Origin of the sequence: Mucilaginibacter ginsenosidivorax (assembly GCF_007971525.1) — a bacterium.
In the GTDB taxonomy this organism is placed as follows: domain Bacteria; phylum Bacteroidota; class Bacteroidia; order Sphingobacteriales; family Sphingobacteriaceae; genus Mucilaginibacter; species Mucilaginibacter ginsenosidivorax.
Window position 1 is genome coordinate 7,712,611 of the sequence record NZ_CP042437.1, and the last position, 15,537, is coordinate 7,728,147.

Genomic DNA, 15,537 nt, shown 5'->3' on the forward strand with positions numbered 1-15,537 from the left:
AGCATAATGGGTAAACGTTGAATTTGGCTGTTTAATGTGTAAGGGGAATAAAAGAATAATGGATTTAACACTAATTAACTACGCGAATAAACCACCCACCTAATAAACCCAATCCCCCCTAAACCAAATACTCTCCGGCTTTTCCATATTTTTCCAGCTGCCTGATGCCGGTGCTCGAGATATGCTCAAACTCCATATCACAAAATATGGCAATTACATTGATATTTTTATCGCCAAGCTCCTGCATATAGCGGTACTGGTTTAATTCGTATTGCAAATCCGATCCATTGCGTAGGCCTCGGATTATTGTTACCGGGTAGCCCAAGTTACCGGTAAAATCAGTTAGTAAGCCTTCGTAGGTGGCTAATTGCCTGTACTTTAAAATATCGGGTAAAGCATAACTGGTGGCTTCTTTACCGGGGTTAACTCCGCGGGCTATGATTACCTTATCAAATACCTGTTCTGCTTTTTGCAGTATGTTAAAGTGTCCTTTATGGAATGGATTAAAACTACCGGGGTAAACTGCTATCCTGGGCTGGCGGGTACGCACGTAGTCAATTAAATACTCCAGGGCAGGGTTGTTTACATTTTGCTGTAAACTCCGCAACACCTCTACCCTCTTTTCGCGGTAAATGGAATAATCAACAAACTGAAACTCCTTAAATATCTGCTGCTCATACTGCAGCAATTTATCAAACGGCTGCGTGAGAATATTTAAATCGGCATCACAAAACACTTTTGACAGTTCTGTTTTGGGCTGATGAGTTTTGGTATCGAGGATGATCTGCGTTACTTCATCCTTTAAATGCTGGTCGCCGATAAACACCTCATTAAAATACTTAGCCGAGTCCTCTTCGTTTGTAACCGAACGCGGATCATAAATAATATCGTGAAATACTGTAGCAAGCAGTAATGCATGATTATCGGCAAAACCTTTCAATTCCAGTTGACTGCACAAATCGTCCAGATGATCCAGCGTATGGTAAAACCGGTGAGGCTCGCGGTAATGGTTTAATATGTCCGCATCAAGGCCAAGTTCGATGAGCCGGTTTGTTTGTTCTGTAATTTTCATAACGTTTTAATTACCCCACAATGCTACAAACAAATACTTTTAAAATTGTAAGTCATCTTGGAATTTCGACTTTACAAATTCCCTATCCAGCTTTTATAAATAGCCGCCTGTAAAGGATCGGGATTAGGTAGCGGACTTATCTTAAAGGTTTTTTCCTTTTTGCTGCCCAGTATAATAGTTACGTCCCGTTTTTCGGTACCTTTTACTATGGTGAGCGTTAAAGCATCGCCCGTGTTTTTTGCTTCCAGCGTTTGATTTAGCAATTTTTGTGTTGCCGGCTGGCCTTCAATAGTTAATATTTTTGTTCCACCCCTTATGCCTTTTTCCCATGCAGGCGAATTGGGTTCAACAGTGCCAATCGTTAGCGTATCCCGTCGCTGCCTGTAATTTATGCCGGCCCATGAGTTATAAGTAACCGTAGCGTTGGTATCTATCCTTAAACCACCGTAAGCAAAATATTTTGGATAATCGGGCGGTTTAACGGTAACTGCATATTCAAACAGTTCAGGCATTGGCGAGCCTGCCATTTTTTCACACTCGGTCCTAAATTCTTTTTCGGTAAAACCGCGGTTAAGCTTTTTATAGTATTTGTAGTAAAGCAGCCGCATTACATCATCAAGTGTTTTTTCATTCTGCGTGGCATGCCTGATGTTAAAATCGAGCATTAAGCCAAGCACAGGGCCTTTATCATAATAGGATATGGTTTTATTAATATCTTCATTTACGCGGCCGTTTGGCCCATCGTTCCATGTATTATAACTGGCCTGGGTGGCCGACTGATAAAAATGGCCCGGCTTATTCTCATAGTTTTTAATATTTTCTTCAAAATCTTTCAGCATATCTTCACCCGTCATTAAACCGGCCCGCCTTGTTATCATATATTCGTAATAAACCGTAAACCCTTCAGATACCCAAAGCATGTTGGTATGGTTCTCTTTCGAATAATCAAACGGACCCAATTCAACCGGCCTGATACGTTTAACATTATAATGGTGAAAATACTCGTGCGCTATAAAGTTATAAAGCTTTTTCCTGGCTTCGGGCGAATTAAAACCCTCGCCCCCGCTAAAACTTAACGACGATGAGTTTAAATGTTCGATACCACCGCCACCTGCACCAATCGATAAAAAGGTGTAGTGCGTATAGGGTATTTCGCCAATGATGTTACTGCCGGTAACCACAATCTTTTTCAAATCGTCCATAAATGCCTGCCTGTCAAACTCCGGCAGCTTATAACCAATAAAATTGTGTGGTTTATTTTTAACCGTAAACGGCGGCAGTACTTCCAGTTCGCCCATTAAAAAAGGGCTATCATACAGTACGTCAAAATTATCTGCTTTGTACAGGTGATATTTACCTGCAACCGTATCTAAACCCGTGGCCACCATTGCATTCCATTTACTGTAAGGCGTCATTTTTATGGTAACCGGATGCCGCAGTTCATTATCCAGGTACATAAATAAACCACCGGGTGTAATATATCCCCTGGTCTCATCAAGGTAAATATTGCCCACAAAGGGCACTGTGGCTTTAACATCGTACGAAATTTTTACAGCGCCAGGGTTGTCATGATAAACGCGCCAGGTATTTTCCGAGGCTTTTTGCCACTTCAGGTTTACGCCTTTGCTATCGGTTACTTTAAAATTTTGTACCGCGGCGGCAAAATCAATAAGTTGGTAGTACCCCGGAGTCCAGACACACATTTTAAAATCGAGTGTTTTGCCGGGCGTTTTATTGGTAAGCTCAACATGGTAAAGATGATCGGCTGCCTGCTCCATCGAAACAACGTATTGCATATTTACAGGTTGCTGTTGTGCAAAAGAGTTAACGCTTAAAAACAGGGTAGCGGTAAATAATAACCGGGATAGTTTTTTCATTATAAGCAGAAGTTTCCCGAATATAGGAAAACCCCAACAAACGTCAATCTGTTATTTGGATATCTATTCTGTGTTTTTTTGCAGTATCTTAAGGAAACTGTTTAATCTAATTCCATTATAATGCTGTTCTAATCCTCTTCTAATAAGGGCATTGTAATTTTATGTCGTACCATAAATAAACCGTCATGAAACACTTGCTACCTATTCTTTGCCTATTTTTAACCACCAACTTATTTGCCCAACGCAATGCCAATAACCAGGATCACAACGTATTAATCCTCGCGTTGGGGGTCGATCAGCCTCTTATGGATAATGGAGCATTTAACTCCTGGTCGCAATTAAATTATAAACATCATCAAAATTGTACCGTAGGCGGTAATTTTGGTTTAGATGTAATTGTAAAATCTTTCGCTTTTGGATTGGATGCCGTAATTGGCAAACCTTACGCCACCGGCAGTATTTACGCGGGCAGCAGGCTGACAACGCCCGAAAGCATTGTTTCGTCTTTTTTAAACTTACAGATGGGCCTTTTTGATTTTCATGGCAGCGGTGACTCCCCGCTTAACTACGTACCTACCGCCGACCAGGCCGGCAAATCACTTTATCTCGATTATTCGGCATTATACTTTGGCCTGTCCAGTAGGAATTATATCAACAAATTCCATTTTGTTAGCGGGAAAGGCAAAAACAAGATCTCCTATAATTCCGGTTTTTTCTGTAGTGTAAATGTAGAACCGTGGACAAACGACTGGCGTTACGGCTATAATAAACGCTCGGGCCGCTATACTCATTTTATCAGCAATAGGGTATATGGCATCCCAAAACCTAATCCGTTTTTTTTTGAAACAGGCGTTTTTATGGGGATAGGGATTTAGGGGTTACTTAGATTAGTATCTGTCACCATCCCAATCAACCACTCTCCAACCCAATCACTATATTTGCCATATGGATACTCCCATCTACTCTACCTTCGAAAGCGAGTTTCGTGTACGCCCCGACGATATAGACATGTTTCAACACGTACACAACAGCAAATATTTTGATTATGTATTGGCCGCCCGGTACGATCAGATGGAACGTTGCTACGGTATGGCTATGGAAAAATTTATGGAGCGCGGTTTTGGCTGGGTAGTGCGTGTAGCCCATGTAGACTATAAACGCGCGCTCACTATGGGCGACTACTTCATCGTAAAAACCGGCATCGAAAGTATCGACGACAAAGGCTGCCGCGTAAAATTCAGCCTAAGCAACAAAGCCAACGGCAAAATATGCTGCGACGGCTATTTTGATTACGTAATGATTGATATGGCCACCGGAAGAAGCGCCAAGGTACCTGAAGATGTAATTGCACATTATACTATTTAGGGTCATTGGTCATTGGTCATTGGTCATTGGTCATTGGTCATTGGTCATTGGTCATTGGTCATTGGTCATTGGGAAAAGTTCTTTTGAAGAAGATTGTTTTGACTATTTAACATAATCCAACTCACAACTCACAACTCACAACTCACAACTCACAACTCACAACTCACAACTCACAACTCACAACTCACAACTCACAACTCACAACTCACAACTCACAACTCACAACTCACAACTCACAACTCACAACTCACAACTCACAACTCACGATCTCACAACTCACGATCTCACAACTCACGATCTCGGGTGAAACTGGCTTATTGTACTCTTTAAATACTCTCTGTCCAGGTGAGTATAAATTTCGGTAGTGGTGATACTCTCGTGGCCCAGCATTTCCTGTACGGCGCGCAGGTCGGCGCCGCCTTCAACCAGGTGGGTGGCAAAGGAGTGGCGGAAGGTGTGCGGGCTGATTGTCTTTTTTAAGCCAATGGTTTGCGCCAGGTCCTGGATCATCAAAAATATCATCTGGCGGCTTAAGCGTGCTCCCCTCCTGTTTAAAAACACAATATCGTCTTCGCCTTTTTTAATTGGGATGTGCACCCGCAGGCTTTCGATATAAATTTTAATGGCTTTGATGGCTTCGGCGCCTATGGGTACCAGGCGTTCTTTATTACCTTTCCCGGTAACTTTTATAAATTCAATATCAAGGTACAGGTTGGATAGCTTTAGTTCGGTTAATTCAGATACCCGCAGGCCACTGCCGTACAAGGTTTCTAATATCGCTTTGTTGCGCGGGCCTTCGGGTTTAGATAAATCGATGGCGGCTATCAGTTTATTAATGTCCTGGTAACTGAGTGTATCGGGCAGTTTTCGCCGAATTTTGGGCGATTCCAATAACTCCGACGGATCACTTTTTATCAGATCCTCCATCAGCATGTATTTGTAAAAAGCCTTGATGCCCGATAGGATGCGTGCCTGGGATGATGGGATCATGCCCAGTTCGGCCGCCCAGGTAATAAACTCCCGCAAGTCGGTTAAATTAATGGTTTCCGGCTTCAGCTTAAAGGGTTTAGTTTCGGCAAACTGGTATAGTTTTTCTATATCCCGGCTATAGGCCTCCACAGAATTATCGGCCAGCGATTTCTCTAATTTCAAATATGCCTGGAAACCTTTTATTGCCGAACGCCAATCCAAATTGATTTTAATTTAATGTATTTAGGAAAAGAGTCAAGATATAAGAGTCAAGAATCAAGATAGAAAACAATATTAGGGTATTTTCCCTTAGCTTCGATGACGAAAATAGTTTTTAAAGCGATACGTTTGTTTTTTTCGCTTATCTTGATTCTTTACATTGTTGTCTTAATTCTTGACTCTCATATCTTGACTCTTAATTAGCATTTTTATACTTAAGTTTGGAGCAATGAAGATACAAATTATAAACGGCCCCAATTTAAACCTGCTCGGCGTTCGCGAAAAATCCATTTACGGCGATACCAGCTTTGAAGGTTACCTTGAACAACTACGTGCGCGTTACCCGGCGGTAGATATAGCCTACTACCAAAGTAATGTTGAAGGCGAAATTATAAATAAACTTCATGAAATTGGCTTTAGTTATGATGGCATTGTAATAAACGCTGGTGCTTACACCCATACATCCATCGCCATTGCCGATGCTATTGCGGCTATCAATACCCCGGTTATCGAAGTGCACATATCCAACGTATACAAACGCGAAGACTTCAGGCATCACTCCATGCTGGCCGCGAGTTGTAAGGGCGTTATTGCCGGTTTCGGCATGGACTCATACAGGCTTGGTGTAGAGAATTTTCTGAACAAATAACAAGCGTTTCAATAATAGTCTATAACATGTGGTATATGATAAACAACCGTCATGATCAAATACACGCTAAAAGGATTAAATGCTGAGCAACAGGAGCAGCAACTAAAAAAACTCCCCAGCCTTTACAAGCGACTGGAGGGTTTTATTACTGCTACAGTGGTTGTTTATCTTATTCTTTTTATGGCGCTTCATGCTATTTGCAAAAAAATTGGAACGGCACCGGCAGCAACTCAAATCATTGGTTGCTTACTCGTTTTAGCAATTGCCTCGGCCTTTGCAGTATTTATTTGCAATAAGTTCGTAACGCCGCTTAGTAACGCTAAAAAGATAAGCGCCATTAAAACCGGGCAGGTTGAAATTATTACTGTTAAAACATCAAGAGCAATAAAAAGAGCTGATTTTGATGATTTTGGGTCAGCTTTTTATGTTGACGTTATCGATAAAGACCGCAAGAAAACCTTGTTTTTATGGGGACAGTACCTGGATGAAGACGATTGCCAAAATAATTTCCCAAACACCGAATTTGAAATCATCCGCCAACCCGGTAGCGATGAGTTTATGAGTTTTAAATTAATGGGCCAACATTTTAAGCAAGAAAAAACCTTGCCGCCATTTGATAAAAAAATTTGGCAAACCGGGGCATATCCTGTTAATGGTGATTTACTTGATCAAAGTATTGATGAGATAACCTGACTATTCCTCCCAATCATCGCTAAACCAAGTCCTGCCGCGGTAAATCGGTAAATTTTCGTTTCTTTTTAACAAAAAACTGCCACACTATGCTGCCCTGGAAAGTGCCTTTTGAGTTATGAGCTATGAGTTGTGAGTTATATAATCCTTTTGCCTTTTGCCTTTTACCTTTAACCTTAAATAAGCCCAAAACAAAGGCCTGATGTGCCCTGCTTACGGCCCAGGCATCTTTACGTTTGCCTTCCATCATAAACCGGATAAGGGCAAGCAGATCCATTAAAAAGCGGATACTGATAACCCAGAATGCCCTCCAGAAAGGCAGGTTCTTTTTTAACAATAAAAGGTTGTTCCTGAAATTGAGGTAGGTTTTAAAGGGGTTTTCGGTATTGAGTGTACCGCCGCCAACATGGTAAACGGTAGATTCGGCGCAATACATCACTTTATAGCCCATGTTTTTTAGTCGCCAGCACAGGTCAATCTCTTCCATGTGGGCAAAAAAGTATTCGTCAAAACCGCCTGCCAGGTCCCAGTATTTCTTTTTGATGAACAACGAGGCACCCGAGGCCCAGAAAATCTCGCCCGATTGCTGGTATTGGTCATGGTCTTTTTCAACTTCATAAAACATGCGGCCACGGCAAAATGGGTAACCGTACGCATCAATAAACCCGCCTGCAGCGCCTGCGTGTTCAAATGTATTCTTATTGGCATACGCTAACAGCTTGGGCGCTGCCGCGGCTATCTTTTCGTCGCTTTCCATCAGGCTTATCACCGGCTCAATCCAACCGGGTACCACCTCAACATCGGAGTTTAGCAGGATATAATAGTCGGCATCTACTTTGGCCAGCACACGGTTGTAACCGCCGGTAAAACCGTAGTTTTCATCGTTCTGAATGATCTTTATTGTGGGATAGTTTTCTTTCACAAATGCTACCGAATCATCTGTGGAAGCATTATCTCCCAAAACAACATCAAGCCCGGGCCAGGTTGACGCCATTACCGAAGGAAGAAATTGTTTAAGATATTTGGTGCCGTTCCAGTTTAAAATAACTACGGCAACTTTTGGTGCACTGATCATTTATGTTTGTCCTCCGGCTTAAATTTCCACCTCCGGTGACTCCATAGCCAATATTGAGGCTCCTTCCTAATCATCCCTTCCAGGTATTGCACATGCATTTCGGTTAACTCATGCTCTGCGGTCTGTTTCGGGGTTTCTGTCAGCGGAACCAATGTATAAGTATAATAACCGCGTTTAACGCGTTTCATATCGTAAAAAACAACAGCGGCATCAATTGTTTTTGATATTTTTTCGATGCCCAGGAAAACTGCTGTAGGCTGGTTTAAGAAGGTGGTAAAATAGTTTACTTCGTTTACACCGGGGGTTTGGTCGCCCACTAATACACTTACCGTTAATTCTTTACGGTACTCTACCATTTTACGCATGGTTTGTTTCATGGCAATGGGCTGTCCCCCAAACCGCGACCGGATCTGGATAAAAAAGTCGTTAAAAATTTCGTTATTCAACGGCTTGTAAACAATCATGAACCTGTTATCAGTCACAAAGTTAAAGTTCAGCGCAGCCATTTCCCAGTTGCAATAATGGCCTGCCACCGCTATGATGCTTTTACCTTTTGCAAAATATTCGTGAACTAATTGGGCATTGGTAGCCACTACCCTTTTTTGAATTTGCTTTTCAGATACGGTAATCATTTTTACCGTTTCTACAATCAAATCGGCCAGGTAATGGTAGTATTTGCGCTCGATATCCTGGCGTTCTTCAATTGTTTTTTCGGGAAAAGCGTTGGCCAGGTTTTGCTGTACAACTGCCCTGCGGTAATGAACAATGTGGTAAATAATAACGAACAAAACATCAGATATGAGGTATAAAAACCAAAAGGGCAATAACGAGGTAAGGTATAAAAATAAAATCCCTAACCTTGTAAACCCTTTTTTTACCATTATTTTAACCAATTTTGACCACAAACATAAAATATATGATTGAAAAAGGTGCTGTATTACCTATGTTTTATCTTCCGCCGGTTGAATACTTTGTACAATTAAACACGTACAAGCCTGATATACTGATAGAAAGAGAAGAACATTTTCCCAAACAAACTTACCGCAACCGGGCTAACATCTATTCGCCCGAGGGTATACTTACATTGGTGGTACCGGTGGTAAAAGGTTCAAAAACACATACCAAAGTTAAAGATGTTAAAATAAGCTACGATTTTGACTGGCAGCGCCTGCATTGGCAAAGCCTGGGCGCATGTTACCGCCGGTCTGCTTATTTTGAATATTACGAAGATGACTTTGCCCGTTTTTACAACAGGCAAAAGCAGGTAACCTATTTATTTGATTACAACCAGGAGCTTTTACAATTGCTGTTCAAATTCCTCAAAATTAAAACGGAGCTGCAGTACACATCCGAATATCATGCCGAATATCCTTCGGTTCCGGACTTTCGTGCGTCCATCCACCCAAAAAAAGAAACAGAGTTACAACAAAAACCGTATTTTCAGGTTTTTGAAGACCGGCAAGGCTTCCTGCAAAATTTGAGCATTGTCGATTTACTGTTTAACCAGGGCCCACAGGCCATTAATTATTTGTAAATGAATAATGTAATAAAAAGGGTTAAGTACAATGCCCGCCGCAATGCAGGAAATGTTGGCGACAGCCCCGGAATGATACGAGTGCCCGATGGCGCACTTAAGCCGCACATAGCCATGTTTAGCTATAATAAGGACGAGCTGATAACTTCCGAAGGCAAGGATATTAAGGTAATATTAGCGCAGTTAAAAAAATGCGATAACCATACCCACTGGATAAAAATAAACGGCCTTGGCGATGCCCGGCTGATTGAACAGATTGGCGAACACCTGCATATAAACCCATTGGTTTTAGAGGATATTGCCAATATTCATCAACGCCCAAAGTTTGATGAGTACGAAGACTATGCCTTTAGCACCAGCCGCATTGTACATTTTAACAGCGAAGACGAACTGGTGAACCACCAGTTTTCGGCCATTATAAAGGATAACCTGATCATCAGCTTTGAAGAGGACCATGTGGAGTGCTTTGAGGCCGTTAAAGCCCGCCTAAAGGCTGGGAAGGGAGCTATACGCACGGCAGGGCCCGGTTATATGTGTTACGCACTCACAGATACTATAATTGACACCTATTTTATTTTGCTGGCGCAGATAGGCGACAAACTGGATGCCATTGAAGATAAGGTTTATACTGATGCTGACAAAAGCATCATGTTTAATTCGCAACAAATTAAGCGGACGCTTATCATCATTCGCCGGGCAAGCTGGCCCGAACGTGATAAGATAAACGACATGATCCGTTCCGAAAGTCCGCTGATAACGCCCGAAGTAAAGCTGTTTTTACGCGATGCTTATGACCATTGCATCCAGGCAATGGATTTGATTGAAAACTACAAAGAGGTAACCTCCAGCATTATAGACCTTTACCTATCTATGGTGAGCAACCGTATGAACGAGATTATGAAGGTGCTGACTATTATCTCAGTAATTTTCATCCCCCTGACTTTTATTGCCGGTATTTACGGGATGAACTTTGCACGGCAAGACGATAAAGGCCACATTATCCCCGGCAATATGCCTGAACTTTACTGGCACAATGGTTACGCTTATGCTTTATTATTGATGTTTTTTATCGCGGTAACACTTGTATATGTATTTTGGAAAAAGGGATGGTTTAATAAATTGTAATATATTCAATCGATATTTGATTTTCCATGAAACTAAACTTTTGCGTGTTGTTTTTTTTGGCAAGCGCGTTTTTTAAACCTGCATTTTCGCAAACTGCCAATACCGATTCTGCCGATCTGGAGTATGTTAAAAATATAGGCATAACCACAACCAGTTTTGAAAAGTTATTGCCGGCTATAACCAAACCAGGCATTACTGCCGAACAAAAACTAAAGCTGGTTTACTATTGGGTATACGCGCATATCGATTTTGACACTCAGCGTTTCCGGGAATCTGGCCCACTTCAGCCTTTAAGTACTCAGGAAACTTTAAAATCGGGCAGGGCGTTGTGTTACGAGTATAATGGGTTTGTCGACATAGCCTGTAGTTACCTTAAAATTCCAGGCTTTGATATTGAAGGTTATGTAAAGTATTATGGCTTTGAGCCAGGCGACTCATTTACGCAAAACAACCATATTTGGCACGCAGTATACATAAACGGCAAGTGGAAAATGATAGACTTCCTTTGGGGAAGTGGTAGCCTGACAATAAAAGGAGACGATTATAAATTTAAAAAGGGACTCCACCCATCATACTTTCTGGCATTGCCCGACGATTTCCTAAAAACGCATTTACCTGCTGACCCTGTTTTTCAATTCCAGGAAAAGCCATTAACTATGGCAGGCTTTACTGCTAAAGATTATAATGAAATTGATAACGAGAAGCGCGGGAACTATATTAACTATGCAGATAGCATAAAAGCATCTTACAAATTACCAGTTGCCGATAATGAAATAAAATCGGCGTTGCGGGCCTACAAATTTAACCCGAACAACGCCGATCAATTAATTATTGTTTATTATAATGCTGCGGTTAAGCTTATGAACAATGACAAGGCCAGTAAAGATGAGCTTACAAAAGCCAAAAGCTATTTTTTACAGGACATACCGTTAATTGAGAAAACCCCAACAAAAGAGTTAAAACCACTGTTACAAGTTTGCAACCGTGGCGTAGCCTCAGCCTCGCTCCGTTTAAAAAAGTTTAAAAGCTAAAATCACTTCGCAAACTCCGGCTTTAATTCTGCAGCCATCGCTTTCCTGAATTTCAGCACTTTGGGTGTTGATACCGAGGCAATATAAGGCTGGGTTAAATGCGTTTTATAATAGCCCTGGTGATAGTTTTCGGCGGCGTAAAATACGGTGAACGGAACAACCTGTGTAACTATTGGGTTATTATAATGCTTTGATTCATTTACTTTTTTGATTGTGGCCAGCAGGATATTTTTCTCTTCGGGTGTGCGGTAAAAAGCTATCGAACGGTAATCTGTACCTTCATCAGGCCCCTGGCGGTTTAATGTAGTTGGATCGTGGGCAAAAAAGAAAGCTTCGGCAATTGTAGCGTAGTTAATCACCTTAGGATCATAATAAATCTGCACTGTTTCTGCATGGTTGGTGGTGCGGGTGCTAACATCCTCATAGGTCGGATTTTTGGTATTTCCACCGGCATATCCCGAAATAACTTTGTTTACCCCTTTAAGCTCAGACATGGCCTCGCTCATACTCCAGAAACATCCGCCGCCAAAGGTAGCCAGTGCTTCGCCTGCTTTGGGTTTTGGCAACGGGGCCATCGCATCCTGGTTAGGTTGTCCGTTTGCGCAGCCTATAAATAAAAATACGCCGGCAATATATAACATCAACTTTTTCATAATTATTTATGTTTTTACTGTTAGTCGGATATACGCAGGATACCTTACAAGCGGATGGTCATCAATTGGTCACTTTAAGCTATTTTAGTTTCGGGATAATACCCTGGCCTTTATTTAGTGATTTGCGCACCACAAACAAAATCTCGCTTAAACCATTGGTTTTTATCTCGAAAACGGTAGATAACATCATTCCAAGCTTGTCTTTTGTAAAACCCTTACCGCTCATCCACTCCAGGTAACTAATTGGTATATCGGCAATTATTGTGCCTTTATACTTACCATAAGGCATTTGCGTTTGTACAATATCGATCAATACTTTGGGGTCGGGCTGTAAGTTTTTCACGTGTTAAAGATAATGATTTTGCGATTGAAGATTTACCTTGCTACTAACCAATATACTGCAAACACAAAGCAACAACGCGTGTTAGTATTAAAATTATAAACTATGGAACAGCAAATTGAAGCCAAATTAACCGGCACCGACAGTACGATTGATGGCACATTAGAACCCATTGCTTACGGCAATTTTACAAAAGCATATGAATTTAAGTCGGTTGATGGCACACTGCACCTGATAATAGCGCAGGAAGCCGATGGCGGATGGATCAGGTTAACAGGCACCGAGCCATACCTGTCAAGTTGGATTGATGAACTTGCAGCGCAGGTGGGCTAAATTCATATAATAGCTAAAAGCAGAAGGCGAAAAGCGAAAAGCATAAAGTAATTTAATGGCAATCGTCCCGGCTTCGTTACCTGATCAAAAAAATTCGGCTTTAAAAAACTTAAACAAAATCATATAATCAGGCACCGGCTGCAAACGCCGGTGCCTGATTATACCAACAGGGAAAACATATCTCAATAGTTAACAGCAACAGCGTACGGAACATATAAGCACCAACCAACACCTTGTTTTTATTGCCTGATCCTGTTTAAATAATCAAGGTAAGGAAGGCACCTGGATTGGCCAACAACAGGCACAAATATTTGGATTTACCTAAATTGCGCAATCAATTCAATGTTAACCATGATTAAAAATAAAACATTGATTATCAAATACTTATAAAGTATTTATCTAAAATATGTTAAGTTATGTTAACCCAAATTTGGATGCATTTTCCGTTATTATATAAGATTAAAGCTTAATCGGCTTCATTTTAGGAACAAGCGCATGCATAATTAACCATGCCAGTATGTAGGCGCTGCCGCAAACAAAAAACATGATGTAATAGGCAATTTCTATTTTATGAATAGCGCGGTAATGCACAAACAGATTTTTTTGTACTGCCATTGACAAAAACACACCGCCTATTGATCCAAACATACCTCCAATACCGGTAACTGATCCTATAGATTTTTTAGGGAACATATCCGACACTGTTGTAAATATATTGGCGCTCCAGGCCTGGTGTGCCGACGCGGCAATACCTATAACCAATACTGCAAGCCACATGTTGATGCCGCCCAAGACCTGTGCAAAAACAATAGGAATCACAAACAAAGCGTAAATAAACATAGATGTTTTACGGGCCTTAAAAACCGCCCAGTTATTCCTGATGAGCCGCATTGGCAGCCAACCGCCAAAAACACTTCCAACCGTCGACATGGTATAAACAGCCGCCACGGGGAATGCCACATCGGTACCTTTTAAACCATACTGGCTTTGTAAAAAATCGGGCAGCCAAAACAGGTAAAACCACCAGATAGGATCAGTTAAAAACTTGCCGATAACAAATGCCCAGGTTTGTTTAAAGGTGAGCAGTTTGCCCCATGATATTTTTTCGCCCTCAATTAATTTTTCGTCCGGCGTTGCTGTTTCCTGGTCGCTGTTGATATAGTCCAGTTCCGCTTTGGTTACATACTTATGTTTAGAAGGAGTCTGGTAAAAAAAGAACCAGAGCACCAGCCAGATAAAACCAATTGAACCGGTAATAACAAACGCCCAGCGCCAGCCCCAGGCAACGGCGATATAGGGTACCGTTAAAGGAGCAACAATGGCCCCGATGTTTGATCCGGAATTGAAGATGCCAGTTGCAAAAGCCCTTTCTTTTTTTGGGAACCACTCGGCTACGGTTTTGATGGCAGCCGGGAAGTTACCCGCCTCGCTTATCCCTAATGCCGACCGGACAACACCAAAACCAAATGTACTTGTAACAAAAGCGTGGCACACGGCGGCAACGCTCCAAAAAAAGGTCGACAAAAAATAGCCCAGCTTGGTGCCTACTTTGTCGATAATACTACCGGCAGCCAATAAACCCAGGGAGTATGCTATTTTAAATGCAATTTCAATATTGGCGTAATCCCCATCGTTCCATTTGAATTCATCTGTTAGCGGCGACTTTAACAGACTGATTACAGCCCTGTCAAGGTAATTAATGGTTGTTGCAAAAAAAACAAGCGAACATATCACCCATCTGTAATTTCCAACTTTTGCTTCTCTCATTATATAATTGGTTTATATTTTGTTGGTTTGTAAGCGCAAACAAGGGGAAATTCGCGCTAAAATCAAGCTTCTGTCATTATGCCTTGGGCTTTCCGCTCAAAAAGTTACCTGGCAGCTTTTACCATATCCAGCAGTGTTACGGTATCACTGTATAATTGGTCGTACAGTTTGTTTTCCAATACATTTTTGCTGATCAGTTTGCTCCCCATACCCACAGCGCAAACGCCGGCCTTAAACCAGCCGCTAATGCTGTTAATATTTAAATCGACACCGCCCGTAGGTATAAACAACTGCCCGGCAAACAAATCGCGGATTGACGATACAAACTCCGGCCCTAAAATATTGGCCGGAAAAATTTTTATTAGCGCCGCACCGTGCTGCTGCGCCGTATAAATTTCGGTAGGCGTCATACATCCAGGAATCCATAGCAACTCATGCTTCGCGGTAAATTCGCCCACTTCGGGGTTCACAATTGGCGATACAATAAAATCGGCACCGGCGTCAATAAAAGCTGTTGCTTCCTCCAGGCTTTTAATGGTGCCTATGCCCAGGTGCAAATCGGGCATTTCGGCCTGTTGCGCCTGTTTTAATATTTTAAAATTGGCCAGCGCGGCTGCGCCACGGTTGGTATATTCAAATACCCTCACCCCTGCTTTGTACAAAGTGCGGGTAATTTCAAGGCTAACCTCGGCATCGGGATAAAAAAACAGCGGCAAGGTACCCTGTGTTAATATCGCATCCAGTACTATATCTTTCTTGCTCATAATTTTGTTACGTCTTGAATTCTAAGTCGAGAGTCTTAAGTTCTAAGTCTTAAGTCCAAAATCTAATTTGTCAC

Annotated in this window: 17 protein-coding genes; 8 read left to right on the top strand and 9 right to left on the bottom strand. The window is 41.7% G+C overall.

What is annotated here, in order from left to right; translation table 11 throughout:
- Positions 1-118: 118 nt before the first annotated feature.
- Together FSB76_RS31540 and FSB76_RS31545 are read right to left on the bottom strand one after the other, a co-directional pair.
- A complete protein-coding gene (locus FSB76_RS31540) occupies positions 119-1,072 on the bottom strand; it encodes an adenylyltransferase/cytidyltransferase family protein (protein ID WP_147060663.1) in 954 nt (317 codons plus the stop codon).
- Between the two features lie 71 nt (positions 1,073-1,143).
- On the bottom strand, positions 1,144-2,949 hold the full coding sequence (locus FSB76_RS31545; protein ID WP_147060665.1) for a M61 family metallopeptidase: 1,806 nt from the start codon (positions 2,947-2,949) through the stop codon (positions 1,144-1,146).
- A 185-nt stretch (positions 2,950-3,134) separates the two neighbouring features.
- Here FSB76_RS31545 and FSB76_RS31550 point away from each other — a divergent pair, with 185 nt between their 5' ends.
- Together FSB76_RS31550 and FSB76_RS31555 are read left to right on the top strand one after the other, a co-directional pair.
- The gene (locus tag FSB76_RS31550; RefSeq protein WP_147060667.1) at positions 3,135-3,824 is read left to right on the top strand and encodes a hypothetical protein; all 690 of its coding nucleotides are present in this window, start codon (positions 3,135-3,137) and stop codon (positions 3,822-3,824) included.
- 70 nt (positions 3,825-3,894) lie between these two features.
- Positions 3,895-4,314: an acyl-CoA thioesterase gene (locus FSB76_RS31555; protein WP_147060669.1), complete on the top strand. Its 420-nt coding sequence runs from the start codon at positions 3,895-3,897 to the stop codon at positions 4,312-4,314.
- Positions 4,315-4,605: 291 nt separating this feature from the next.
- On the opposite strand, the gene xerD is transcribed toward FSB76_RS31555, so the two are convergent.
- Positions 4,606-5,505, bottom strand: coding sequence for a site-specific tyrosine recombinase XerD (gene xerD, locus FSB76_RS31565; protein ID WP_147060671.1), 900 nt, complete (start codon positions 5,503-5,505; stop codon positions 4,606-4,608).
- 226 nt (positions 5,506-5,731) lie between these two features.
- On the opposite strand from xerD, the gene aroQ reads away from it, so the two are divergent.
- Positions 5,732-6,151, top strand: coding sequence for a type II 3-dehydroquinate dehydratase (aroQ, locus tag FSB76_RS31570; RefSeq protein ID WP_147060673.1), 420 nt, complete (start codon positions 5,732-5,734; stop codon positions 6,149-6,151).
- A gap of 51 nt (positions 6,152-6,202) precedes the next feature.
- Positions 6,203-6,844, top strand: coding sequence for a hypothetical protein (locus tag FSB76_RS31575; RefSeq protein WP_147060675.1), 642 nt, complete (start codon positions 6,203-6,205; stop codon positions 6,842-6,844).
- Between the two features lie 19 nt (positions 6,845-6,863).
- Here FSB76_RS31575 and FSB76_RS31580 read toward each other — a convergent pair whose 3' ends face one another.
- Both FSB76_RS31580 and FSB76_RS31585 read right to left on the bottom strand, forming a co-directional pair.
- Positions 6,864-7,916 carry a glycosyltransferase family 2 protein gene (locus FSB76_RS31580; RefSeq protein ID WP_147060677.1) on the bottom strand — a complete coding sequence of 351 codons (1,053 nt, stop codon included), beginning with the start codon at positions 7,914-7,916 and terminating at the stop codon, positions 6,864-6,866.
- Positions 7,913-8,797 (bottom strand): lysophospholipid acyltransferase family protein, encoded by an 885-nt coding sequence (locus FSB76_RS31585; protein WP_147060679.1) that lies wholly within the window; start codon positions 8,795-8,797, stop codon positions 7,913-7,915. The genes FSB76_RS31580 and FSB76_RS31585 overlap by 4 nt, the downstream gene beginning before the upstream one ends.
- Before the next feature lie 35 nt (positions 8,798-8,832).
- On the opposite strand from FSB76_RS31585, the gene FSB76_RS31590 reads away from it, so the two are divergent.
- The 3 genes from FSB76_RS31590 to FSB76_RS31600 are packed head-to-tail and all read left to right on the top strand — an operon-like array spanning position 8,833 to position 11,606.
- Entirely contained in the window at positions 8,833-9,450 is a 618-nt protein-coding gene (locus FSB76_RS31590; RefSeq protein ID WP_147060681.1) for a WbqC family protein, read from the top strand.
- A complete protein-coding gene (gene corA / locus FSB76_RS31595) occupies positions 9,451-10,575 on the top strand; it encodes a magnesium/cobalt transporter CorA (protein ID WP_147060683.1) in 1,125 nt (374 codons plus the stop codon). It begins immediately after the preceding gene.
- A gap of 26 nt (positions 10,576-10,601) precedes the next feature.
- Positions 10,602-11,606, top strand: a complete 1,005-nt coding sequence (locus FSB76_RS31600) for a transglutaminase domain-containing protein (RefSeq protein WP_147060685.1) — start codon at positions 10,602-10,604, stop codon at positions 11,604-11,606.
- Positions 11,607-11,608: 2 nt separating this feature from the next.
- Here FSB76_RS31600 and msrA read toward each other — a convergent pair whose 3' ends face one another.
- Both msrA and FSB76_RS31610 read right to left on the bottom strand, forming a co-directional pair.
- On the bottom strand, positions 11,609-12,259 hold the full coding sequence (gene msrA / locus FSB76_RS31605) for a peptide-methionine (S)-S-oxide reductase MsrA (protein ID WP_147060687.1): 651 nt from the start codon (positions 12,257-12,259) through the stop codon (positions 11,609-11,611).
- Positions 12,260-12,338: 79 nt separating this feature from the next.
- A complete protein-coding gene (locus FSB76_RS31610; RefSeq protein WP_147060689.1) occupies positions 12,339-12,602 on the bottom strand; it encodes a DUF3820 family protein in 264 nt (87 codons plus the stop codon).
- 102 nt (positions 12,603-12,704) lie between these two features.
- Between FSB76_RS31610 and FSB76_RS31615 the strand changes: the two genes are divergently transcribed.
- The gene (locus FSB76_RS31615; RefSeq protein WP_147060692.1) at positions 12,705-12,932 is read left to right on the top strand and encodes a hypothetical protein; all 228 of its coding nucleotides are present in this window, start codon (positions 12,705-12,707) and stop codon (positions 12,930-12,932) included.
- Positions 12,933-13,391: 459 nt separating this feature from the next.
- Here the strand turns inward: FSB76_RS31615 and FSB76_RS31620 are convergent, their stop codons facing one another.
- Both FSB76_RS31620 and FSB76_RS31625 read right to left on the bottom strand, forming a co-directional pair.
- Positions 13,392-14,699, bottom strand: coding sequence for an MFS transporter (locus FSB76_RS31620; RefSeq protein WP_147060694.1), 1,308 nt, complete (start codon positions 14,697-14,699; stop codon positions 13,392-13,394).
- A gap of 104 nt (positions 14,700-14,803) precedes the next feature.
- Complete coding sequence (locus FSB76_RS31625) at positions 14,804-15,463, bottom strand: bifunctional 4-hydroxy-2-oxoglutarate aldolase/2-dehydro-3-deoxy-phosphogluconate aldolase (protein WP_192910114.1); 660 nt, start codon at positions 15,461-15,463, stop codon at positions 14,804-14,806.
- Positions 15,464-15,537 lie beyond the last annotated feature (74 nt).